This is a genomic window from Kocuria nitroreducens, from assembly GCF_042879195.1.
Taxonomy (GTDB): domain Bacteria; phylum Actinomycetota; class Actinomycetes; order Actinomycetales; family Micrococcaceae; genus Kocuria; species Kocuria nitroreducens.
In genome coordinates this window covers 92,435-115,370 of the sequence record NZ_JBHZTC010000012.1, presented here as the reverse complement: position 1 = coordinate 115,370, position 22,936 = coordinate 92,435, and the positions used below count along the sequence as shown (strand labels likewise).

At 73.1% G+C, this 22,936-nt stretch carries 16 protein-coding genes and 2 tRNA genes; 8 read left to right on the top strand and 10 right to left on the bottom strand.

What is annotated here, in order from left to right; all coding sequences use genetic code 11:
- Positions 1 to 3: 3 nt before the first annotated feature.
- From ACFYE1_RS10165 to tadA, 7 genes are all read right to left on the bottom strand, one after another.
- On the bottom strand, positions 4 to 846 hold the full coding sequence (locus ACFYE1_RS10165; RefSeq protein ID WP_387742411.1) for a DNA-formamidopyrimidine glycosylase family protein: 843 nt from the start codon (positions 844 to 846) through the stop codon (positions 4 to 6).
- Positions 847 to 873: 27 nt separating this feature from the next.
- Entirely contained in the window at positions 874 to 5,898 is a 5,025-nt protein-coding gene (locus ACFYE1_RS10160) for an Lhr family ATP-dependent helicase (protein ID WP_387742409.1), read from the bottom strand.
- Positions 5,888 to 6,697 (bottom strand): DUF4232 domain-containing protein, encoded by an 810-nt coding sequence (locus ACFYE1_RS10155; protein ID WP_387742408.1) that lies wholly within the window; start codon positions 6,695 to 6,697, stop codon positions 5,888 to 5,890. The genes ACFYE1_RS10160 and ACFYE1_RS10155 overlap by 11 nt, the downstream gene beginning before the upstream one ends.
- Before the next feature lie 141 nt (positions 6,698 to 6,838).
- Positions 6,839 to 9,709: an FAD-binding and (Fe-S)-binding domain-containing protein gene (locus ACFYE1_RS10150; protein WP_387742406.1), complete on the bottom strand. Its 2,871-nt coding sequence runs from the start codon at positions 9,707 to 9,709 to the stop codon at positions 6,839 to 6,841.
- Between the two features lie 84 nt (positions 9,710 to 9,793).
- Positions 9,794 to 10,120 (bottom strand): 2Fe-2S iron-sulfur cluster-binding protein, encoded by a 327-nt coding sequence (locus tag ACFYE1_RS10145; protein ID WP_387742404.1) that lies wholly within the window; start codon positions 10,118 to 10,120, stop codon positions 9,794 to 9,796.
- A 279-nt stretch (positions 10,121 to 10,399) separates the two neighbouring features.
- A tRNA-Ser gene (locus tag ACFYE1_RS10140) sits at positions 10,400 to 10,489 on the bottom strand.
- Positions 10,490 to 10,518: 29 nt separating this feature from the next.
- Complete coding sequence (tadA, locus tag ACFYE1_RS10135) at positions 10,519 to 11,064, bottom strand: tRNA adenosine(34) deaminase TadA (protein ID WP_387742402.1); 546 nt, start codon at positions 11,062 to 11,064, stop codon at positions 10,519 to 10,521.
- Between the two features lie 88 nt (positions 11,065 to 11,152).
- Between tadA and upp the strand changes: the two genes are divergently transcribed.
- The 5 genes from upp (at position 11,153) to ACFYE1_RS10110 (ending at position 15,993) form a co-directional block, all read left to right on the top strand.
- Entirely contained in the window at positions 11,153 to 11,788 is a 636-nt protein-coding gene (upp, locus tag ACFYE1_RS10130) for a uracil phosphoribosyltransferase (protein WP_387742400.1), read from the top strand.
- Positions 11,789 to 12,296: 508 nt separating this feature from the next.
- Complete coding sequence (locus ACFYE1_RS10125) at positions 12,297 to 13,121, top strand: winged helix-turn-helix domain-containing protein (protein WP_387742398.1); 825 nt, start codon at positions 12,297 to 12,299, stop codon at positions 13,119 to 13,121.
- 94 nt (positions 13,122 to 13,215) lie between these two features.
- Positions 13,216 to 13,755: a SixA phosphatase family protein gene (locus ACFYE1_RS10120; RefSeq protein WP_387742396.1), complete on the top strand. Its 540-nt coding sequence runs from the start codon at positions 13,216 to 13,218 to the stop codon at positions 13,753 to 13,755.
- A gap of 60 nt (positions 13,756 to 13,815) precedes the next feature.
- Positions 13,816 to 14,802 (top strand): aldo/keto reductase, encoded by a 987-nt coding sequence (locus tag ACFYE1_RS10115; RefSeq protein ID WP_387742394.1) that lies wholly within the window; start codon positions 13,816 to 13,818, stop codon positions 14,800 to 14,802.
- Positions 14,803 to 14,814: 12 nt separating this feature from the next.
- Positions 14,815 to 15,993, top strand: a complete 1,179-nt coding sequence (locus ACFYE1_RS10110) for an FAD-dependent monooxygenase (RefSeq protein WP_387742392.1) — start codon at positions 14,815 to 14,817, stop codon at positions 15,991 to 15,993.
- Positions 15,994 to 16,377: 384 nt separating this feature from the next.
- Here the strand turns inward: ACFYE1_RS10110 and ACFYE1_RS10105 are convergent, their stop codons facing one another.
- Positions 16,378 to 16,584: a hypothetical protein gene (locus ACFYE1_RS10105; RefSeq protein ID WP_387742390.1), complete on the bottom strand. Its 207-nt coding sequence runs from the start codon at positions 16,582 to 16,584 to the stop codon at positions 16,378 to 16,380.
- Positions 16,585 to 17,565: 981 nt separating this feature from the next.
- Between ACFYE1_RS10105 and ACFYE1_RS10100 the strand changes: the two genes are divergently transcribed.
- Positions 17,566 to 18,297, top strand: coding sequence for a tyrosine-type recombinase/integrase (locus ACFYE1_RS10100; RefSeq protein ID WP_387742388.1), 732 nt, complete (start codon positions 17,566 to 17,568; stop codon positions 18,295 to 18,297).
- 15 nt (positions 18,298 to 18,312) lie between these two features.
- Here ACFYE1_RS10100 and ACFYE1_RS10095 read toward each other — a convergent pair.
- Positions 18,313 to 18,385: transfer RNA gene (locus ACFYE1_RS10095), tRNA-Arg, on the bottom strand.
- Between the two features lie 299 nt (positions 18,386 to 18,684).
- On the opposite strand from ACFYE1_RS10095, the gene ACFYE1_RS10090 reads away from it, so the two are divergent.
- Together ACFYE1_RS10090 and ACFYE1_RS10085 are read left to right on the top strand one after the other, a co-directional pair.
- Positions 18,685 to 20,550, top strand: coding sequence for a phosphoenolpyruvate carboxykinase (GTP) (locus tag ACFYE1_RS10090; RefSeq protein ID WP_387742386.1), 1,866 nt, complete (start codon positions 18,685 to 18,687; stop codon positions 20,548 to 20,550).
- Between the two features lie 172 nt (positions 20,551 to 20,722).
- Positions 20,723 to 21,298, top strand: coding sequence for an RrF2 family transcriptional regulator (locus ACFYE1_RS10085; RefSeq protein ID WP_387742384.1), 576 nt, complete (start codon positions 20,723 to 20,725; stop codon positions 21,296 to 21,298).
- A 233-nt stretch (positions 21,299 to 21,531) separates the two neighbouring features.
- On the opposite strand, the gene ACFYE1_RS10080 is transcribed toward ACFYE1_RS10085, so the two are convergent.
- Complete coding sequence (locus tag ACFYE1_RS10080; protein WP_387742382.1) at positions 21,532 to 22,932, bottom strand: phosphomannomutase/phosphoglucomutase; 1,401 nt, start codon at positions 22,930 to 22,932, stop codon at positions 21,532 to 21,534.
- Positions 22,933 to 22,936 lie beyond the last annotated feature (4 nt).

The following is a 22,936-nucleotide window of genomic DNA, read 5'->3' as shown; positions in this document are numbered from 1 at the left end:
GGCTCAGCCGGGGAGGGGCTGGCAGCGCTCGCAGAACCACAGCGCCCGGTCCTGCGGCGGGCCGGGGTGCGCCTCGCCGGGGGCGAGCTCGGCGTCGTCGATCCGGGCCTCCCGGACCGGGCTGCCGCAGCGGCGGCACGGCTGCCGGCCGCGGCCGTAGACCCAGAACTGCTCGCCGCGCCGCGCCGGGCCGCCCACGGTGGAGCGCTGCGAGCGGTCCCGGTTGGCGTGCAGCAGCCGGTGGGAGAGGTCCACGACCGCGCCGAGGTCCGGGACCCCGGCCACCGGGGTGAAGGGGTGCAGCCGGCGCAGGAAGAGGATCTCGTTGCGGTAGACGTTGCCGATCCCGGCGAGGTTGCGCTGGTCCATCAGCGCGGCCGCCACGGGCCGGTGCGGGTGCCGGGCGAGCCGGGACAGGGCCTCCGTGCGGTCCCAGTCCGGCCCGAGCAGGTCCGGGCCGAGGTGGCCGACGAGCTCGTCCTCGTCCGCCGTGGCCACGAGGTCCAGCATCCCCAGGTCGAAGCCCACCGCCTGGGTCGCGGTGGTCTCGAGGACCGCGCGCGCCTGGTGGCCGGGGCGCCGCCAGCGGGTTCCGCGCGGGTAGACGTGCCAGATCCCCTCCATGAGCAGGTGGGAGTGCAGGGTCAGCGGCGCCAGGCCCTCGGGCCCGCCGTCGCAGCGGATCAGGAGGTGCTTGCCGCGCGGGAGCACCACGGTCACGGTGCGCCCGGAGAGGTCCGCGGTCGCGATCGACGGGAACCGCAGGTCGCTGCGCGTGAGGACCTGCCCGGCCAGGGCACGGCGCAGCAGTGCGGCCTGGCGGTAGACGGTGTCACCTTCGGGCACGGCGGCCTCCTTCTCCGGGCGCCGCGGTCACCGGCGCATCCTCAGCCCGCGCGGGGTCGAGTAGAAACCGCCGGTCAGCAACGACTCCCGGACCGCGGTCTCGACGCGACCGTGCCCCAGGACCCCGGCGCCGTTGACCTTCTCGACGGTCAGTCTGTCCACCGCGCCCCGCCGGACGGTCTCCGCCACCGCGGGCCCCGCGGCGGCGAGGACGGCGGCGTCGTCCGTGAACGCGAGGACGGTCCGGCCGCCGCGCTCGACGTACAGGGTCAGGGCGCCGTCCACGAGCACGACGACGGCGCCCGCCTTCCGTCCGGGCCGGTGCCGCCCCGCCGGCGCGTCCTCGCCGTCCGGGGCCGGCACGGACACGGGCTCCGGCCACTCGAGGGCCGCCCCGTACGGGTTGGCGGGGTCGGTCGCGGCGAGCGCCAGCGCCACGGGCTCCTCGGTGCGGACCTGGTCGTCGGTGCTGAACGTGCGGAGGTGGTCCACCGTGGCGGCCTGTGCGAACTGGGCGGCGCCGAGGCCCTCGACGAAGTAGCCGCGGCGCGCCCGGCCCGTGTCCTCGAGCGTGGAGAGCACCTTGTACACGGTGGCGAAGCCGCCGGGGAGCTCCTCGACCGCCACCGGGCCCTTGGTCACCACCCCGTAGCGGTCCATGAGCAGCTCCGCGGTGGCCGACGCCCGCAGCGTGGGGTCGAGCGGCTCGGGGCGCAGCATCGACCAGCGCCCGGCCACGAGCGGGGAGTCGTGGCGCTCCAGGGTGGCCGCCCCGGCAGGGGCGCGCAACCCCCCGGCGACCCCGGGGCGGGAGGACCCGCCGGGCCGCAGCCGGGCGGCGCCCCGACGGGAGGTGGAGCGGCCCCGCGGGGCCCGGGACCTGTGCCGGTGGGCGGCCTGCCCGCCGGAGAGCAGGGAGCGCACGGGCAGGAAGGTGTCGTTGGTGATCAGCCCGGACCAGACGAGGTTCCACAGCGCCGTGGTCAGCTCGGCGGCGGGTACGGGGCCCCCGGCGGCGTCGAGCAGGCCCAGCAGCTGCGGGAAGAACCACGCGCCGCCGGGGGCCAGGACGTCGAGGACCCGCCGCTCCAGCGTGGAGTCCAGGGCCGCCGCCGCGACCGCGAGGGTCTCGGCCGGGGGCAGCGTGAGCTGGGCGGCCTCGCTCAGGTGCAGCGACACCCACCCGTCGTCGCCCGCCAGGGACCCGGCCCCGGACCAGAGGATCTCCCCGGTGGCGGTGAGTTCGTCCAGCAGCTCCGGCCGGTAGTCCGCCACCCGGGCCGCCAGCACGAGCGGCTCCCAGGCCGAGGCGGGGACCGCGACGCCGGCGAGCTGGTCCACCACCGTCAGCACCCCGTCCTCGCCGCGCAGCTGGTGGCCCCGCCCGACGTGCTGCCAGGCCGGCAGGAACCGGGCGTAGACCTGCCCGGAGACAGGCTCCACGTCCCGGCGCAGCGCGGCCAGCGAGCGGCGCCGGATCCGGCGCAGCACCTCGGACTCGCACCACTCGGAGGCTGCCGGACCGGCCCCGCCGCCGTCGGGGCGCACCGGCCGGAACTCGCCCTCGACCACGCGCCGGTCCGCGGCGAGCCGCTCCAGCGTGGTGCGCACCACGGCCGTGCCCAGCCCGAGCCGCTCGGCGGCCTCGTCCACCGTGAAGGGCCCGTGGGTGCGGGCGTAGCGGGAGACGAGGTCGGCCAGCGGGTCCTCGACCGGCTCCACGAAGGCCAGCGGCACCCCCATGGGCAGGGGGACGCCCAGCGCGTCGCGCAGCCGGGAGGCGTCCTCGATCGCGGCCCAGTGCTCGACGCCGCGCAGGTGCACCCGCAGGGCCCGGTTGGCGGCCACGAGCTGGTCCAGCCACCCGGCGGCGACGTCCTCGGGGCAGGCGGACCCCGGGTCCCCGGGGTCCTGGAGCCGGCGGACGGCCTCGGCGGTGGTGAGCGGGCCGAGCAGGCGCAGCAGGTCGGCCGCGCCCTCGATCCCGCGCAGCCGCCGGTCCGGGGCCAGGCGCTGCAGCTCCGCCTCCGTGCGCTCGATGACCTCGGGGTCCAGGAGTTCCCGCAGCTCGGCGCGGCCCAGGAGCTCGTTGAGCAGGGCGGCGTCGAGGGACAGGACCGCCGCCTTGCGCTCGGCGAGGGGCGAGTCCCCCTCGTAGAGGAACTGGGCCACGTAGCCGAAGAGCAGGGTGCGGGCGAAGGGCGAGGGCTGGTCCGTGGTGGTCTCGACCACCCGGATCGCGCGCCGCTCGACCGCCCGGTGCAGCTCCTTGAGCGCGGGCAGGTCGTAGACGTCCTGGAGGCACTCGCGGATCGTCTCCAGGATGATCGGGAACTGCGGGTACTTCCGGGCGACGTCCAGCAGCTGCGCCGAGCGCTGGCGCTGCTGCCACAGCGGGGAGCGCCGGCCGGGGTCGCGCCGCGGCAGCAGCAGGGCCCGCGCGGCGCACTCCCGGAACCGGGACGCGAACAGCGCCGAGCCGCCCACCTCCTCGGTGACGATCCGGTCGAGCTCGTCGGCGTCGAAGAGGAACAGCTCCGCCCCCGGGGGCTCGTCCTCCATGGCCGGCACGCGCAGCACGATCCCGTCGTCGGCGGCCTGCGCGGAGCCGTCCAGCCCGTACCGCTCGTGCAGCCTGGCCCCCACGGCCAGCGCCCACGGGGCGTGCACGGGCATCCCGAACGGCGAGTGCAGCACCACGCGCCAGTCCCCGAGCTCGTCGTGGAAGCGCTCGACGACGAACAGCCGGTCCGACGGGACCTGCCCCACCGCCTCCTTCTGCTCGCCCACGTAGGCGAGCAGGTTGTCGGCGGCCCACTCGTCGAGACCGGCCGAGCGCAGCCGGGCGCGGGCGTCCTCCTCGGAGGCACCGGCGACCTCGCGGTTGAACCGGCCCACCGCGCGGCCCAGCTCCACGGGCCGGCCGGGGCCGTCGCCGTGCCAGAACGGCAGCTTGCCCGGGACGCCGGGGGCGGGGGAGACGATGACGCGGTCGTGGGTGATCTCCTCGATCCGCCAGCTCGAGGCGCCCAGGGCGATCACGTCCCCCACGCGGGACTCGTAGACCATCTCCTCGTCGAGCTCGCCCACCCGCTTGGAGTTCTTCCCGTCCTGCTCGCCCACGAGGTAGACCGCGAACAGGCCGCGGTCCGGGATCGTGCCGCCGGAGGTCACGGCCAGGCGCTGCGCCCCGGGCCGGCCCTCGAGGGTGCCGGTCTCCCGGTCCCACACGATCCGCGGGCGCAGCTCGGCGAACTCGTCGGACGGGTAGCGTCCCGCCAGCAGGTCCAGGGTGGCGTCGTAGGCGGAGCGGGGCAGGGTCAGGAACGGGCAGGACCGGCGGACGGTGTCGAACCACTCCTCGACGTCGATCGGGCCCAGTGCGGTCGCCGCGACGGTCTGCTGGGCCAGGACGTCCAGGGGATTGAGCGGGACCGCGAGCGGCTCGATCCGGCCCTGCAGCATCCGCTCCACTGTGACCGCGGCGTCCAGCAGGTCCCCGCGGTGCTTCGGGTAGAACCAGCCGCGCGAGACCTCGCCCACCTGGTGGCCGGCGCGGCCCACGCGCTGGAGCCCCGAGGCCGCCGAGGGCGGGGCCTCGATCTGGACCACCAGGTCCACCGCGCCCATGTCGATGCCCAGCTCGAGGGAGGACGTGGCCACGACGCAGCGCAGCCGCCCGGTCTTGAGGTCGTCCTCGATCACCGCCCGCTGGTCCTTGGAGACCGATCCGTGGTGGGCGCGGGCCAGCACCGGCGCCGCGCCCTCGTAGCGGCCCGTCTGCCGGCGCAGGTCCGCGGGCTCAGGGGCGGCCTCCCCGGACGCGGCCGGGCCCCGTCCGGCCAGGGCGGAGCGGAGCACGTCCCCGACCTGCCCGGGCGCAGAGCCCGCCGGGAGACCGGGTGCTCCGTCGTCGTCGTGCGGACCGGTGCCGTCCCGGCCGGTGCGGTTCCCGGGGGCGCCGTCCGGGTCCGTGTGCTCCACGCGGAAGGCGTAGATCTCGTTGAGCCGCGCCGTGAGCTTCTCGGCGAGGCCCCGGGAGTTGGCGAACACGATGGTCGACCGGTTCTCGAGCACCAGGTCCACGACCCGCTCCTCGACGTGCGGCCAGATCGACGCCGTGGTCGTGGGGGCGAGGGCGTCGAGGTCGTCGTCCCCGAAGGCGGAGCCGGCCAGGGACGGCGAGGCGCTCGGCCCGCCCAGCACGGTCATGTCCGGGATGGGCACCGAGACCGTGAGGTCCCACGTCTTCTCCGTCCGCGGCGCGACGACGGTGACCGGCTCCCGGCCGCCCAGGAACCGGGCGACCGTCTCGATGGGCTCGACGGTCGCGGACAGCCCGATGCGCTGCACCGGCTGCTCCAGCAGGGCGTCCAGCCGTTCGAGCGTGAGCGCCAGGTGCGCCCCCCGCTTGGTGCCGGCCACGGCGTGCACCTCGTCCACGATGACCGTCTGCACGTCCGCGAGGGTCTCCCGCGCCTTGGAGGTCAGCATCAGGTACAGCGACTCGGGCGTGGTGATGAGGATGTCCGGGGGGTTCGTGAGCAGGGCCCGGCGGATCGCCTGGGGCGTGTCCCCGGAGCGGACGCCCACGCTGATCTCCGGGGGCTCGATCCCGGCGTGCCGTGCGGTCTGCGAGATGCCGATCAGGGGGGCCCGCAGGTTGCGCTCCACGTCCACGCCCAGGGCCTTCAGCGGGGAGATGTAGAGGACGCGGGTCCCGCGCCGCTCGCCCGCAGCGCTCGTGGAGCGGGCCTTGGCCCGCAGGGTCCCTCCACCGTCCGGTGCGCCGCCCGCAGCGCCGGCCGTGGGTCCGGCGGCCTTCACTCCGCCGCTGGGCGTCGCGGAGGCCTCCGCCACGAACCGGTCCAGCGCCCACAGGAACGCGGCCAGGGTCTTGCCGGAGCCGGTGGGCGCCACGATCAGGGCGTGCCGCCGCGCGGCGATCGCCCGCCATGCGCCCTCCTGGGCGGCGGTGGGCGCGGCGAACGCACCCGAGAACCATGCCCTGGTGTGCTCGGTGAACAGGCCCAGGGCTGGTTCAGGCGTCAAAGCCCTGGATCTCGAGCTGGTGGACCTGCGGATCGCCGCAGGCCTCCACGGGGAAGGGGATCACGACGGACTCCGTGTTCTCGGGCGGGTAGACGCGCAGCCCGGCGGCCGTCCGGGCGTCGCAGGTCGGGTGGTTGCCGGCCTGGCTCATGCGCAGGCCGGCGGTGACGGACTGCCCGGGCGCCAGGACCTGGCCGGTGCCGGGGACGGTGGTGTCCCGCAGGGCCGGGGAGCCGATCATCGTGCCGGTGGCGTCGACGAAGGACACCCCGGCGTAGCCGGCCAGCGTGCACGGGTTCTCGCCCGTGTTCGTGAGGACGACGTCCACGTGGACGGAGCCGGCGGCGCCGCCCACCGGGGCGGCCGCGACTTCGAGCCGGGACGTGGAGCACAGGGGTGAGCCGCCCCCGGTGCGCGCGCCCGCGGTGGTGCCGCCGGCCGGCGTGCCGGCGCCCTCGGCGGCACTGCCGTCCGCCGGGTCCTCGGCCGCCCTGTCCGCGGCGGGCTCCTCTGCGGGGTTGTCCGCGGGGTCGTCCGCCGCGCGGGGCTCCGCCGGCTCGGTGGTGCCCTGCGCACCGGGCCGGTCCTCGGCCTGCTCCCCGGCCGGCTCCGTGGTGACCCGCGCCTCGGCCGCGGGGGCGGTCTCCGGCGGCGCCGCCGTGGCGGCCGCCCCGCTCTCGCTGGTGGTGCCGGACGTGCCGGTCTGATCCGGCTCGCCCGCGCAGGAGGTGACGAGCAGCGCGGCGGCGAGAACGAGGGCGCCCAGGACGGGACGGGACGCGGGGGAGAGCGAAGACATGGGGGGATATCCTCCTCGAGCGGACGTCGTGGCGTGCCACGTCCCGGGAAGCCGACCCTCCCGGGCCCTTCATTCTAGGCAGGGCCACCGACACGGCGGCCGGAGGCGGCGCACGCACCGGCCGGTGCTGCGCCCGGCGCGCTACCGCTCGCCGGGCTCCTCCGGGGGCAGCGCCGCGCGCATCACCTCGGCGAGGTGGACGCCGTCGGCGCCGGTGCCCTGGGCGATCTGGGTGCGGCAGGAGAAGCCGTCGGCGAGCACGATCGTGCCGTCCGCGGCGTCGCGGATCGCGGGGAACAGCTCCCGTTCGCCGAGGGTCTGGGAGACCTCGTAGTGCCCGGGCTCGAAGCCCCAGTTGCCCGCGAGCCCGCAGCACCCGCCGCCGACCACGGCGGTGTCCACGCCCAGCTTCGCCAGGACCTCCAGCTCCGGGCCGTAGCCGTTCATCGACTGCTGGTGGCAGTGGACCTGGCACACGGCACCGGCCGGGCCCGCCCCGCCTGCCAGCTCCCGGAACGGCCACGCGCCGCCGTCGGCCAGGTGCCGGGCCGCGAACGCGCCGATCGTCGTCGTCAGCTCGGTGACGCGCCGGGCGCGGGGGTCGTCGGGGAGCAGCTCGGTGATCTCCTCCTGGAGCATCACCGTGCACGAGGGTTCGAGCCCGATGATCGGGTACCCGGCCTCCAGCAGCGGCTCCAACACGTCGAGGGTGTCGCGCAGCACCTTCTGCGTCATGTCCAGCTGCCCGGTGGAGTGCCACGTCAGCCCGCAGCAGACGTTGCCCATGGGCATCAGCACCCGGTAGCCCATGGCCTCGAGCACCTCCACGGCGGCCTTCCCGGGGGCGTCGGCGGAGAAGTTCGTGAACGTGTCCGGCCACAGCACCACGGACGGGCGGGACTCGGCGTCCTCGCCCCCGGGCCGGGTGGCGGAACGGGAGCGGAACCACCGGGTGAGCGGCTGCTCGGCGAAGGAGATCATCCGCCGCTTCGGCTCGATCCCGCCGAGGCGCTTGGTCAGCTCCTCGACGGGGCGGAAGGACTCGGCCAGGTTGATGACCCGGAAGGAGAAGGGCACCTTCTCCACGATCCGCATCAGGAGCGGCATCCAGCCCATCGTGAACTGCGCCATCGGCCGCCGGTCCCGGCCCAGGAAGGACGTCAGGCCGTGCCGGTAGTGGTGGTGCAGGAACTCGGCCTTGTAGGTCGCCATGTCCACGTTGACCGGGCACTCGGTGGCACACGCCTTGCAGGACAGGCACAGGTCCAGGGCCTCGAGGGTCTCCTTGGACTTCCAGCCGTCCGTGATGGACTCCCCGCGCAGCATCTCGGCCAGGGACCGGGCCCGGCCCCGGGTCGAGTGCACCTCGTCGCGGGTCGCCTGGAAGGACGGGCACATGGCGCCCACGTCCGAGCGGCAGGAGCCCACGCCCACGCACCGGTTCACCGCGCTGGAGAACGAGCCGCCGTCGGCGGAGAACGCGTGCACGGGCGTGAGCGCGAACGTCCGCGCGCCGGGCCCGGGGCGGATTCCCTGGTCGATGGGCTCCGGGTCCACCAGCACGCCGGGGTTGAAGACGCCGTCCGGGTCGAAGACGGCCTTGAACTCCGCGAAGGAGGCCAGCGCCTCGGGAGAGTAGATGGTAGCGAGCAGCTCGGAGCGGGCCCGGCCGTCGCCGTGCTCGCCGGAGACCGAGCCGCCGTAGCGGTGCACGAGCCGCGCGGCGCGCTCGATGAACGTGCGGTACGTCGCCATGCCGTCCTCGGTGCTGAAGTCGAAGGAGATGCGGATGTGCACGCACCCCTCCCCGAAGTGCCCGAAGGGGATGCCGGTGAGGCCCAGCTCGTGCAGCAGGTCGTAGAGGTCGCGCAGGTACTCGCCCAGCCGTGCCGGCGGCACCGCGGAGTCCTCCCAGCCGGGCCAGGCCTCCCCGCCCTCGGGCAGGCGGGTCACGATGCCGGCCCCGGCCTCGCGGATCCGCCACAGGGCCTTGGCCTCGGCCGCGCCGGAGACGACCACGGAGTCCACGACGTTCTCGGGGACCAGCCCCGGCAGCTCCCTCGCCCGGGCCTCGGCCTCCTCCAGGCTGTCCGCGCCGACCTCGCAGTAGAGCCAGCCGCCGCCGCGCGGCAGCTCGCCGCCGGCGTGCTCCTGGCCGGGGCGGGTGCGCAGGGCGTCGAGCAGGTCGGAGCCCATGCCCTCGATCGTGAACACCCCGGGCACGCGCAGCTTCGGGGCGGCCGTGGCGGCCTCGAACGCGTCCGGAAAGCCCAGTACGGCCAGGGCTGTGTGGGCGGGCTTGGCCACCAGCCGGACCGTGAGCTCGGTGATGATCCCGCAGGTGCCCTCCGTCCCGGCGAAGGCCTTGGCGGCGTCGAAGCCCTTCTCCCCGAGCAGGTAGTGCAGCCCGTACCCGGAGACTTGGCGCGGGAACTGGCCCAGCTCGGTGCGCAGCATCGCCAGGTGCCGGTCCCGGATCCCGGCCAGCGCCCGGTCGAGCCCCGGCTCGGAGGTGCCGCCCCCGTGCAGCTCCACCACCCGGCCGTCGGCGAGCATGACCTTCAGCGAGACCAGGTTGTCCGCGGACGTGCCCCACGCCACGGAGTGGGAGCCGCAGGCGTTGTTGGCCACCATGCCGCCGATCGTGCAGCGGGAGTGCGTCGAGGGGTCCGGGCCGTAGGTGAGGCCGAACTCGGAGGCCGCGGAGCGCAGCTGGTCGCAGATCACTCCCGGCTCGATCGTGGCGGTGCCCGCCGCGGGGTCGATCGACAGGATCCGGTTGAAGTACCGGGACGTGTCGATGACCAGTCCCTCGCCGATCGCGTTGCCCGCCACGGAGGTGCCCCCGCCGCGGGAGACCACCGACCAACCGCGATCCTTCGCCAGGGCGAGCAGCTCGCGGACCTCCTCCACGCTGCGCGGCTCGGCCACCGCCTCGGGCAGCCGGCGGTAGATCGACGCGTCCGAGACGTAGGCGGCGCGGGTCGTGAGGTCGTCACGGATGTCGGTCATGGTCCACTTCCTGCGCGCCGGCACGGCCGGTCCGTTCGGGGTCTGGTCAGAGCTGGCGGGAGCGTCCCCGCGGGGAGGAGCGGGTCACCACTCGGGGGCGATGGTGACCTCGGCGCCGTCGAGCTTCTCCGACCACTCGACCTGACAGCTGAGCCGGGAGGTGTCGTGCCGGGTGTCGTCGAGCATGTCGAGGAGGTCCTCCTCCTCGTCGTTGATCTCGTTGGCCTTGGCGAAGGTGTCCTGGTCGAGGTACGAGTGGCAGGTGGAGCAGGACGCGTTGCCGCCGCAGGTCGCGAGGATCGGGTACTTGTGGCGGGTGAGGGCCTCCATGAGGCTCTCGAAGTCCTTCCACTCGACACCCTCGGTGCGGTTGCCCTCGCGATCGATCACGGTGATGTTGATGCTGCTCACTTGGATGGCCTCCTCGGGGCGTGGTGTCCCCTGGTCTCGACGTCGGAAATCCCGCCCCATTGTACGGTCGCGCGGCGGGCGCCCCGGACGGAACGGGGCCCGCGCCGGGCCCGCCGGCTCGGCCGGGCCGGCGCTCGCGCACGGTGCGGCACTCGAGGGAGGCGAGGCCCCCGGCCGACCACGATCTCGCGTGGGTGCCCGTTGACCCCGGGATCAGCAGACGAGGTGGGCGGAGAAGCAGAAGGCCCCGGATCCCTCAGGACCCGGGGCCTTCCCGACTGGCGGTGACGGAGGGATTTGAACCCTCGTTGGCTCTTACACCAAACATCATTTCGAGTGATGCACCTTCGGCCGCTCGGACACGTCACCAGCTCGCAGTACTGTACCGGCTGGCGTGCTCAACCGCCAAAACCCGCGGGGCGGGCGGGACCGGGGACGGGCGGTCCGGCGTCGTCGTCCCCGCCGCGCCGGTGCGCCGTGAAGAAGTCGAGGAGCAACCGGGCGCACTCCTCCTGCAGCACGCCGCCGGTCACCTCCACCCAGTGGTTGAGCCGCCGCTCGCGGAGCACGTCGAGGACGGAGCCCGCGGCGCCGGCCTTGTCGTCCCACGCGCCCAGCACCACCCGGGGCACGCGGGCCAGGACGATCCCGCCCGCGCACATGGCGCAGGGCTCGAGGGTCACCACCAGCGTGCAGCCGTCCAGCCGCCAGGAGCCCCGGGTGCGTGCGGCGTCGCGCAGGGCCAGGATCTCGGCGTGGGCCGTGGGGTCGCCGTCGGCCTCCCGGCGGTTGCGGCCGCGCCCGACCACCGTCCCGTCCGGGCCGACGACGACGGCGCCGACGGGCACGTCATGCGTCTCGAGCGCCGCCCGGGCCTCGGCGAGGGCCAGCCACATCCACTCCTCCGCCCGGGCCTCGGAGCGGGTGCGCGGGGGCAGTGCCATGCAGGTCTCCTCCTGGGCGGATCGCCGGGCCGGGCAGGCCCCGGCGAGGGGACGGGGCGCCCCTGTGGCCCGATGGTAATTTTGGTCCATGCGAGTGACCGTTCTCGACCACCCATTGGTGGCACACAAACTGACCGTGCTCCGGGACAAGAACACCACGTCCCCGGTGTTCCGCCTGCTCGTCGAGGAGCTCGTGACGCTGCTCGCGTACGAGGCCACGCGGGGCGTCCGCGTGGAACCCGTGGATATCGAGACTCCGGTCACGCGCACCACGGGCGTGGGGCTGTCGAAGCCCCGTCCGCTGGTCGTGCCGATCCTCCGTGCCGGACTGGGCATGCTCGAGGGCATGACCCGGCTGGTCCCCACGGCCGAGGTGGGCTTCCTGGGCATGGCCCGCAACGAGGACACGCTCGACATCATCACCTACGCCGAGCGGTTGCCCGACGACCTCACCGGGCGCCAGGTCTTCGTGCTCGATCCGATGCTGGCCACGGGAGGGACCCTGCGGGAGGCGATCAAGTTCCTGTACCGCCGCGGGGCGGAGCAGATCACGTGCGTGTGCCTCCTGGCCGCCCCCGAGGGCCTGGCCGCCCTCGAGGAGGAGCTGGGGGACTCCGAGGTGAACATCGTCCTGGCTGCGAGGGACGAACGGCTCGACGAGAATGCGTATATCGTCCCGGGGCTCGGGGACGCCGGGGACCGGCTCTACGGCGTGGTCGACTGACCGCAGCACCCGAGAATCCGCAGGCCGGGGACCGAAAAGGGCCCGTCGACCTCGTCGGCGGGCCCTTTTTGTGCCCCTTACCCCATGTCCGCAGAGTGAGACGAGCTGTTCCGCGCAATGGCCGTCTTGACAGGCGGCTTGAGAAATGCTTCCGGATGGAAGGCCACGGAGAACGTCCCAGATGTCTGATATTCCAGGGAAGAGGCGGTCGATGGTGCTGCCGCTGTCTGGTGAAGGGAGTTCATTTTGGAGGAGGACTTGGACAGCTGGCGTTCTAATCTCGCATCGTGAGATAGCCCCGTGAATATTACTTGCAGGATCGATAAGGCTGGTGGACGATGAGAGCAATGCCACTGTCAGGAATTTGTCAGCTTCGCGGGGACCTTCCCCGACCACCACGGAGCCGGGAGTTCGGGAGCTGACGGTGGTGGGGCCGTTCCGAGGGGCGGATCGACTCAGGCGGACGGAGTCTCGTCCGCCGCATAACGGAAAGACAGAGGGGCAGCAAATGCCAGGCACACCGGGATACGTGCACATTTCCCAGCGCAACCGTTCGAGCGAAGCTCGCGCTGCCCGCGGTCCGGCCGCGGCTCCTGAGCGGGGGCAGGCGGCCCCCGCCGACTACCGTAGCCTCCGGAGCACGATGGGTCCCATGCCGGCCGCGCCGGGCGAGGCCCCGCTCCCCACCCGACTGCAGCGGGACGCGGCGCCGCGTCCGCAGGCGCAGGAGAACGAGGCCCGCGGATTCGTGATCTACGTGGGTCTCGACGAGGAGACCGCGGCGGCCAGCGGCACCTCGCTGGTCAAGATGGTCCAGAGCATCCGGGCGTACGCCCAGCAGCTGGTCCCGCAGGCCGACTCCTACGCCGCCGTGGCGCTGGCCCCTGCCAACACCGCCGGCACCGACCTCGAGGTCGTCCGCAATGCCCTGGGCGACCCCACCTCGGGGACCGTGCGGCCCGCGGCGCCCGCCGCGCCCGCGCCGGCACCCGAGACGAAGACCAGCCAGTCCACCGGTGTGCTCATCGACCTCTCCCGGCGGGAGGTCTTCCTCGACGGCGGTCTGCTGAACCTCACGTTCAAGGAGTTCGAGCTGCTGAACTACCTCGTGGAGAACGGCAGCCGGACCGTCGGCCGCCACGAGCTCCTGCACAGCCTGTGGCGGGACTCCGAGGAAGTGCCCAACGAGCGGACCATCGACGTGCACATCCGGCGCCTGCGCTCCAAGCTCGGCCGGCTGGCGAACACCGTGCGCACCGTCCGCGGCCAGGGCTACCGCTTCTACGAGCACCCCGAGGTCGTCGTGTGGGCCGCCCCCGAGTACTCCATCTGATCCGCTGTCGACCCGTGCGAGCCCCGGTTCCCTCCCCTGACGGGAAGGAGCCGGGGTCGCTCCGTGCCCGGCGGACACGTGGCATCATGAACCGATGACCCGCCACGACCGGAAGAAGCTCGTCCTCATGCGCCACGCGGAGGCCGAGCATCCGTGGGGCGTGGCCGACCACGACCGCCCCTTGGACCGTGGCGGGGCCGTGGACGCCGCCGCCGCGGGGCGCTGGTTGCTGGCGAACGGGCACGTGCCGGACATGATCCTGTGCTCGAGCGCCCTGCGCGCGCGCCAGACCTGCACGTGGGTGTGCAGCGAGCTCGGCGACCTCGCACCGACCGCCCGGCTCGACGAGTCCCTCTACGCGGCCCAGGACAGCCGGATCATCGCGGTGGTCAACCACGTGCCTGAGACCGTGGAGTCCCTGCTGCTCATCGGCCACCTGCCCGGACTGCGCGACGCAGCTCTCCGCCTGGCCACACCGGACTCCGACTACGACGCCGTCATGGCCCTGGCCGACGGCTGCCCCACTGCCGGCCTGGCGGTCCTCGAGGTCGCCGGCACCTGGGCGGGACTGGACGGCGCCGACGCCCGCCTAGTGGACTTCACGGTGCCGCGACCGTCCGCGGGAGGCCGCTGACCGGCGGCGCTCCGGCCGCCGGGCGTCCGCGCGGCGGCCGGACCGACGAAGGAGTCTTGGATGCGACAGATCGAATTCACCCCGTCCGGGGACCGCGTGGGTGCCATCGGGTTCGGGGCCATGGGCCTGAGCTGGGTCTACGACCGGCACGGGCTGACCGAGCGGCGCAAGCACGAGGTGCTCGCGCTGGCGGTGGATCTCGGCCTGAACGTGGTGGACACCGCGGTGCTCTACGGTGGGGGAGCGAACGAGGAACTCGTCGGCGCAGCTCTCGGTGGACGCCGGGACGAGGTGTTCCTCTGCTCCAAGACCGGGCTGCGCGCGGCGTCCCTGGAACCGCCCCGGACGGAGCGCTGCGGGCACCCCGACGAGGTGCGCCGCTCGATCGAGGACAGCCTCCGCCGTCTGCGCACCGACGTCGTGGACCTCTACTACCTGCACCGCGTGGACCCCGACGTGCCCCTCGAGGAGACATGGGGCGCGATGGGGGAGCTCGTGACCGCGGGCAAGGTGCGCCACGTGGGACTCTCCGAGGTCAGCACGGAGCAGGCCGACCGGGCGCACGCGATCCACCCGGTCGCGGCCGTCCAGTCGGAGTACTCCCTGTGGACCCGCAACCCCGACGGATCGGGCCCCACCGCCGACGGGGACCCCTCCGGGGACGTCATCGGGTGGTGCGCCGAGCACGGGGCGGTGTTCGTCGCCTTCTCCCCGCTGGGCCGCGGCTATCTCGCCGGGACCCTCGCGGACCGGACGTTCTCCGGCTACGACTTCCGCTCGCGCAGCCCCCGCTTCACGCCGGAGGCCAGGGCCGCCAACGAGGACGCCGTGCTCGCGCCCCTCCGCGAGGTCGCCCGCCGGCACGAGACCTCCCTCGCGGCGGTCGCGATCGCCTGGACCACGGTGGGGGGCGGGCACGTGCTGCCGATCCCCGGCACCACCGACCCCGGCCACCTGCGGGAGGACGCCGCGGCCGCGGAGCTGCGCCTGACGGCCGAGGACCTCGCCCTGCTAGACGGCGTCAGCGCCGTCGGCGACCGGTACTGAGGGGCGCGGGCCGTGCGCGCGGTCGTCTGCGGGGCAGGCATTGCCGGACTGGCGCTGGCCGGGTGCCTGGGCCGACAGGGCTGGGACGTCGTCGTCCTGGAACGGGCGCCGAGCCCGCGGGAGCAGGGCTACATGATGGACTTCTTCGGCCCCGGCTGGGACGCCGCAGAGGCGATGGGCGTGCTGCCGGCGGTCCTCGAGCTCGGCTACACGGTGGAGCGGCTCAGCTACGTGGACGACCGCGGCCGCGACCGGGCAGGGCTGCCGTTCGCCCGGTTCGCCCATGCCCTCGACGGGCACCTCGTCAGCGTGATGCGCCCCGACCTCGAGCGGGTGCTGCGCGAGCATGCCCGGGACGTCGCGGACCTCCGCTTCGGGAGGCGCGTCGTGGGGGTCCGGCAGCGTCACGGAGGCGCGGGCGCGGTGCTCGACGACGGCACGGTGCTCGACGCCGACCTGGTGGTCGGCGCCGACGGGGTGCACTCGGCCGTGCGGCGCTCGGTGTTCGGGCCCGAGGAGCGCTTCCGCCGCTGGATGGGCCTGCACACGGCGGCGTTCGTGGTCGAGGACCCGGAGGCGTACCGGCAGGTCGGCAACCGATTCTGTCTCACCGACAGCGTCGACCGGGCAATGGGCTTCTACGGGCTGCGCGACGGGCGCCTGGCCGTGTTCGCCGTGCACCGGGCCGCCGGGCCGACCCTGCCGGCAGATCCCCGCGAGACCCTGCGCGCCGTCCACGGCACGCTCGGCTGGATCGTGCCCCGCGCCCTGACGGCCTGCCCCGGCGCGGACCGGCTCTACTACGACCAGGTGGCGCAGATCGAGGTGCCGCAGTGGAGCAGCGGCCGGGTCGTGCTGCTCGGGGACTCGGGCCAGGCGGTGTCCCTGCTGGGCGGTCAGGGCGCCTCGCTGGGGATCGCCGGGGCGTGGCTGCTCGCCGAGCGGCTGGTCCGCGCCGCGTCGGTCGAGGAGGCGCTGACGGGCTGGGAGCGGGTCTGGCGGCCGGTCGTGACCGAGAAGCAGCGCGTCGCCCGCGGCGGAGCGCAGTGGTTCCTGCCGTCCTCCCGGGGGCGCTTGGAAGCGCGGCGTCTGGCGCTGCGCCTGGCCGCCCTGCCCGGGCTGGACGGCGTCGTGACCCGCGGCCTCGTGGGGCGCGCCGGGGGAGACATCCACGCCCTCGCCGCGGCCTGACCCGTCCCGGTCCTGCGAGGCGGGGGCCGGGCACGGGGAAGCCCGTCACGGCGTTTCCGCCGCTGAGGGGCTCCTCCATGGGGTGCGCCCGAAGGGATTCGAACCCCCGACCTTCTGTGCTGCCGTCAAGCACTCCGGCGGGTGCCTCCGGGTGCCGTCATCCGTGGCACGAGAAGGAAGTAGCCGGATCCGCTCACATCTGAGTGTCGTCCGATTCCGTGGGGAAGCCTCGAAGACGTGGGGTGAACGTGGGCCGACCGCACCGTCCGCCTCGGCCCCCGCGGCCACGTCAAGATTCCTGCCACGGGGACCGAGGAGCGCAGAACCCGGAACACCGGCAACCCGGGCGCACGGTAGCTGATTCGCCCGGAAGGGACCACGCCGTCACGAATGGCGCACGTCCTTGTCGTCACTGCATCCGGCGCAGGAAAATGGCCCCATGGGCAAGACAGAGCATGGATCCAAATGGTCGCTGTGGTCGGACGACTCCTTGTTGTCCATCGCCTCGAAAGGCTCGGTCCTTTCCATAGGCAGCATCGGGTCGAGCGCCTCCATCGCCAGCATCGGGTCCTTCGGCTCAGTTCTGTCCATCGGGAGCTCCCTGAGCGCTATGTCGGTGCTGTCCTCACGATCCCTGTGGTCCCTGCTCTCCCGGCGCTCCCGGGGCGGAGTGCTGACCTCCGGGGAGCGGCGGCACTGCAGGAACTGACCTCCTGGTCCGCCGCCAACCGCACACGGCTGCGCCCCTCCTTGCAGCAAGCGAGGCGAAGCGCTGGAGCGGCTCGGCGCCGCAGGCCCGTGTCCCGACGCCCCCCGTCGGGCGCGGGCTTGCCCACGCTCCGTGCACAGCGAGAGCGCCCACACTCAGGGGAATGAGGGGGCGCTCTCTACGGCAGCCGGCTCTGGTAGCGGCAGGTTCGCTGTCCCCCCATGGATCACGATGCATCAAACCTGTGCGCCGCTTCGGTCACCGCACAGCCGACGCTACTGACACCCGGAAAGAGAGTCGATATCATTTCGGCGTCAATCGTGGGGGCGTCACCATGCGCGACCCCTGCGGTATAGGGAGGGGTCATTTCGTTATCCCCGCGACACGTCGTGCTGGCCCCCTCGGCGTAAAATGCGTAGTCATAGACATGTTCCCGCCGATGGACCCATGGACAGGACCAGGCCCCGACGGCACCCACCCCAGCCACCCCCTCGGCTGGGCGGTCCAGCACCCCCGTGCTGGACCAGGAAGCGCCCCCACCCACTCCCAGGCGGGGGCGCTTTCGTGTTCAGCAGGACGCGAGGCCCTGGACAACGATCAATGGAACTCTTCAGAATCCGGGGTGTCGTCGGGGGTTGACCCCGCCGGTCTCCAGCAGGGATCTGGCGATGCCATCGGTGCGGTTGCGGAACCCGAGCGCAGAACCGCGCAGATGCTCGAGCCGCCCGTTGACCGCCCGCTCGTCCGCGGTGGCCGCGGTTGTCTTCCTGAACGCGACGCCGGCACGCATCCAGGGCGTCGCCGGCCAGGCGCACGGGGACCACTGTCACGCCCACCACCCTCGTCCGGGACCTCCTCACCGTATGGCTGGCGGACCTGGAGCAGTCCGGGAGGCGCCGCCCCGAACACTGTCCCGGTACGAGCGGGCCTACGTGAGTGACCCGGATCAGGCGGGTCATCCCCGCCCGAAGGATCTTCCCGCGATCATCGACGTGAGGCTGGGGACGGGCGCCCGCATCGGAGAGGTGCTGGCGTTGCGGTGGTCCGATGTCGACCTCGGGGCTACGCCGGTCAGGATCACGATCAGTGGGACCGTGGTGCAGCTCGCCGGGGGTGTGGTGCGGCAGGGTGTGAAGACGTCGAGCAGCTTCCGTGTGGTGACCGTGCCGGGGTTCGTGGCCGATGCGCTGCTGGCCCGGTCGGTCGAGGAGTGGCCCGACGATGGCGACCTCGCGTTCCCATCCAGCACGGGCACTCTGCGGTGGACGAACATCGTTCAGCGGCTGTGGCGTGCAGCCGGGGCATCGAAGCACTTGGACGGCCTGGAGTGGGTGAACCTGCACGCGCTGCGGAGATCGGTCGCGACGATGGTGGAGGGGTCGTCCACGGTCCACGACGCAGCCGCGCTGCTGGGGCACTCATCCCTGGCGATCACGGGGCGTGTCGACGTGGAACGGGCCGGTGTGGCGCCGGACGTCTCAGCTGTGCTGGACCCCCGCGGGGGACAGGTCCCGGACGAAGAAGTGGGGCAACCGTGGGCGGCACACGTCCCGGTCAACGTGGAACAGGCCCCTCGCTCGTGTTTCCACCAGTGAGGAGCCTGTTGCCTGTGCGCCCGAAGGGATTCGAACCCCCAACCTTCTGATCCGTAGTCAGATGCTCTATCCGTTGAGCTACAGGCGCATCGGCGTCCCGGCGTCACCGCCGTTCAAGCCGGATACAACTCTACATGTGGCCCCCGGCTCCGCAAAATCCGCCGGCGTCCGGCTCGACACCCGACGTGACGGGCCGCGGCGCGCGTCATCCTACTGGGGCGGCCGGGGCCGGGACGCTACGATGGGCCCACATCACAGTAGAGACCGGCCGCCCACCTCCACGCCGCTCACTGTGGGTCCGGTGACACCGGGCCGAGTGTTCGACGACGAGCACCAGCACGAGAGCCCCGGGCGGTCGGCGGACGGCCTCAACGAGGAGACATGTCAATGGCTGACAACCCCACTGCAACGACGGAGACCACCGGGCTGAACGAGGCTGTGAAGGGCGCCCTGGACAACGCGCCCACCACCCACGCGCACCTCCTCTCGTGGGTGCGCGAGATGGCGGAGCTGACCCAGCCCGACCGCATCCACTGGGTCGACGGCTCGGAGGCCGAGTGGACGCAGCTCACCGACGAGCTCGTGGACGCGGGCACCTTCGTCCGACTGGACGAGGAGAAGTTCCCCAACTCCTTCGCGGCGTTCTCGGACCCGGAGGACGTGGCCCGCGTCGAGGAGCGCACCTTCATCTGCACCAAGACGGAGAAGGGCGCGGGTCCCACCAACAACTGGGAGGACCCGCAGGTGATGAGGGACTCCCTGCGCAAGAGGTTCCGCGGCGCCATGCGCGGGCGCACGATGTACGTCATTCCCTTCGTCATGGGTCACCTGGAGGCCTCGAAGCCCAGCTACGGCGTGGAGATCACCGACTCCGCCTACGTGGTGTGCTCCATGCGCATCATGGCCACCATCGGCACCCCCGTGCTGGAGAAGATGACCGAGCAGAACGGCTTCTTCGTCGAGTGCCTGCACTCGCTGGGCGCCCCGCTGGCCCCGGGCGAGGAGGACGTGCCCTGGCCGTGCAATCCGTCCAAGTACATCGTGCACTTCCCCGAGGACCGGGCCGTCTGGTCCTTCGGCTCCGGCTACGGGGGCAACGCCCTGCTGGGCAAGAAGTGCTACTCCCTGCGCATCGCCTCGGCCATCGCCCACGACGAGGGCTGGCTGGCCGAGCACATGCTCATCCTCAAGGTCACCAACCCCGAGGGCGAGAGCAGGTTCATCTCCGGGGCGTTCCCGTCCGCGTGCGGCAAGACGAACTTCGCGATGCTCGAGCCGACGATCGACGGCTGGAAGGCCGAGATGGTCGGCGACGACATCGCCTGGATCCGCTTCGGCAAGGACGGCCAGGCCCGCGTGACCAACCCGGAGGCCGGCCTGTTCGGCGTGGCCCCGGGCACCGGGTGGCCCACCAACCCCAACGCCATGCGCGCCATCGCCCGCGGCAACACCATCTTCACCAACGTGGCGCTCACCGGCGACGGCGGTGTCTGGTGGGAGGGCATGACGGACGAGACGCCCGAGCACCTGACCGACTGGAAGGGCCGCGACTGGACCCCGGAGAGCGGCCGTCCCGCCGCGCACCCGAACTCGCGGTTCTGCACCCCGATCAAGCAGGTCGACATCCTCGCCCCCGAGTACGACGACCCCGAGGGCGTGCCCCTGTCCGCGATCGTCTTCGGCGGCCGCCGCAAGACCACTGTCCCGCTCGTGTCCCAGTCCTTCGGTTGGGAGCACGGCGTGTTCCAGGGCGCCACGCTGTCCTCGGAGACCACGGCCGCCGCGAAGGGCGCCGTCGGTGTCGTCCGGCGCGACCCCATGGCCATGCTCCCGTTCATCGGCTACAACGCCAACGACTACCTCGAGCACTGGGTCGAGGTCGGCGAGCGCATCGGCCAGGACGAGATGCCGAAGGTCTTCTACGTCAACTGGTTCCGGCGCACCCCGAGCGGCGGGTTCGCCTGGCCGGGCTTCGGCGAGAACTCCCGCGTGGTCAAGTGGATCTTCGACCGCCTCGCAGGCACGGCCGGCGGCCGGGAGACCCCGATCGGCATCGTGCCCACCCGGGAGGACCTCGACCTCACGGGACTGGACGTCTCCGACGAGGAGCTCGAGGCCGCCCTCAAGGTCGACGCCGAGGAGTGGAAGGCCGAGCTGCCCAGCATCGACGAGTGGTTCCACCGGCTCGGTCACGTGCCCGAGCCCATCCTGGAGCAGCGTGCCGGCCTGGAGGACCGCCTGAACCAGGCGTGATCCCGGGCCAGGGGCGCTGCGCCCGGGCCCGGCGGACGGACGAGGGGCCTCCCGCGGGGAGGCCCCTCGTCCGCGTCCGGGGACCGCGTGGGACAATGGGGGCGCTCCCGCGGCCGGCCGGGACGCGCGAGGTCTCGGAAGGAGCTGCCATGAGCGACCGGAGGACCGCGCCGTGCGGCTGACCGCCTTCTCGGACATCGCCCTGCGCGTCCTGCTGCTGACGGGAGCCGTTCCCGAGGGGGAGAAGCTCACCACGCGCGCCATCGCCGAGGGCGTGGGCGCCCCCTACCACCACGTGACCAAGACCGTGGGCCGGCTGAGCGGGCTCGGCCTGCTCGCTTCGAGCCGCGGCCGCACCGGCGGGGTGTCGGTCACCCCCGCCGGCCTGGACGCCACCGTGGGCTCGCTCCTGCGCGAGCTGGAGGCGGGCTCCGCGATGGTCGAGTGCGAATCGGCCGGTGGGGACTGCCCGCTGGACCGCGGGTGCCGGCTGCGCCGCGCCCTCGCGGACGCGCGCGAGGCCTTCTACGGCTCCCTCGACGACGTGCGGGTGCGGGACCTCGTGAGCGAGCAGCAGGTCGGCCCGGTGCTGGTGTCCATCGGGCTGCGCCCGCCCGAGCCGCCGGGAAGCACGGCGGTGGGCGCACCAGCACGCGTCCCTGGGCGTGCTGCCCGCGCACTGCCCGATCGTCCACGCACACCCGTTCGGCGCGATCGCCCGGGAACTCGACGACGCCGCGACGCCTGAGGTCGTGGCCTCCTGGGACGAGGTGTACTTGCTGATGGCCGACGCCCTGCTCCGGATCGGGGAGGGCCCCTGCGCGGGGCAGGCGAACACCATGGTGCCCACCCCGTACCGGGTCGCGGCCGAGGAGCGGACCGGGACCAGCACCGAGGCGATCACCCGCGAGCCCGCCGACGGCACCGCGACGACCCCCGCCGGACGGCTCGTCCGGCGGGGCCCGTGCGTGTCGGGGAGTCTCAGGCGCGCACGATGCCGAGGACCCGGTCCCGGACCCGCTCCATCGTCGCCCGGTCCTTCGCCTCGACGTTGAGGCGCAGGAACGGCTCGGTGTTGGAGGGGCGCAGGTTGAACCACCAGCCCTCGTCCGGGCAGCTGAGCGTGGTGCCGTCCAGCTCCTCCACGCTGACGTCCCGGCCGGCCAGGGCGTCGACGACCCGCCGGACGGCGCCGGTCTTGTCCTCCACCGTGGAGTTGATCTCCCCGGACGCCGCGTACGGGTCGTACTGGTGCATCAGCTCGCTCAGCGGCCGGTCCTGTTCGCCGAGCGCGGCCAGCAGGTGCATCGCGGCGAGCATGCCGGTGTCGGCGTTGAAGAAGTCCTTGAAGTAGTAGTGCGCGGAGTGCTCGCCCCCGAACACGGCGCCCTCCTCCGCCATGACGGCCTTGATGAACGAGTGGCCCACCCGGGTGCGCACGGGGCGGCCGCCGCGGGCGGTGACCAGCTCGGGCACGGCGCGGGACGTGATGAGGTTGTGGATGATCACCGGGTGCTCCACGCCCTCCGCCCGGGCGCGCTCGATCTCCCGCTCGGCGACCAGCGCGGTGACGGCCGACGGCGAGACGGCCCCGCCCTGGTCGTCGACCACGAAGCAGCGGTCGGCGTCGCCGTCGAACGCGATGCCCAGGTCAGCGCCGTGCTCGCGCACGGCCTGCTGGAGGTCCACGAGGTTCTCCGGCTCGAGCGGGTTCGCGGGGTGGTTGGGGAACGTGCCGTCCAGCTCGAAGTACAGGGGCACGATCTCCAGCGGCAGGGCCTCCAGGACGGCGTCGCCCAGCACGGCGGGAGTGGTCAACCCCGCCATCCCGTTGCCGGCGTCGACCACCACCTTGAGCGGGCGGGTTCCGGACAGGTCCACCAGGGAGCGCAGGTACTCCGCGTAGCCCGCCAGGACGTCCCGCTCGGCGACCGTGCCGGGGTCGGCAGCCTCCGGGACTCCGCCCTCGTCGAGATAGCGCTGGGCGAGGTCACGGATGTCGTAGAGCCCCGTCTCGGAGGACACCGGGACGGCTCCGGCCTTCGACATCTTCATGCCGTTGTACTCGGCGGGGTTGTGGCTCGCCGTGAAGGTCACCCCGGCGGCGTCGAACGTCCCGGACGCGTAGTACAGCTCGTCGGTGGAGATCAGCCCGATCTTCACGACGTCCGCGCCGCGGCGGACCGCGCCCTCGGCGAAGGCGTCCACGAACTCCGGCGAGGAGGGGCGCATGTCCCCGCCCACGAGAACCGTCAGGCCGGCGAGACCCAGGACGTCCACGAAGGCGGCACCGGTGGCCCGGACCGTCTCCTCGGTGATGGACTCGCCCACGATGCCGCGGACGTCGTAGGCCTTGAACGAAGCTGAGAGATCGATAGTCACAAGG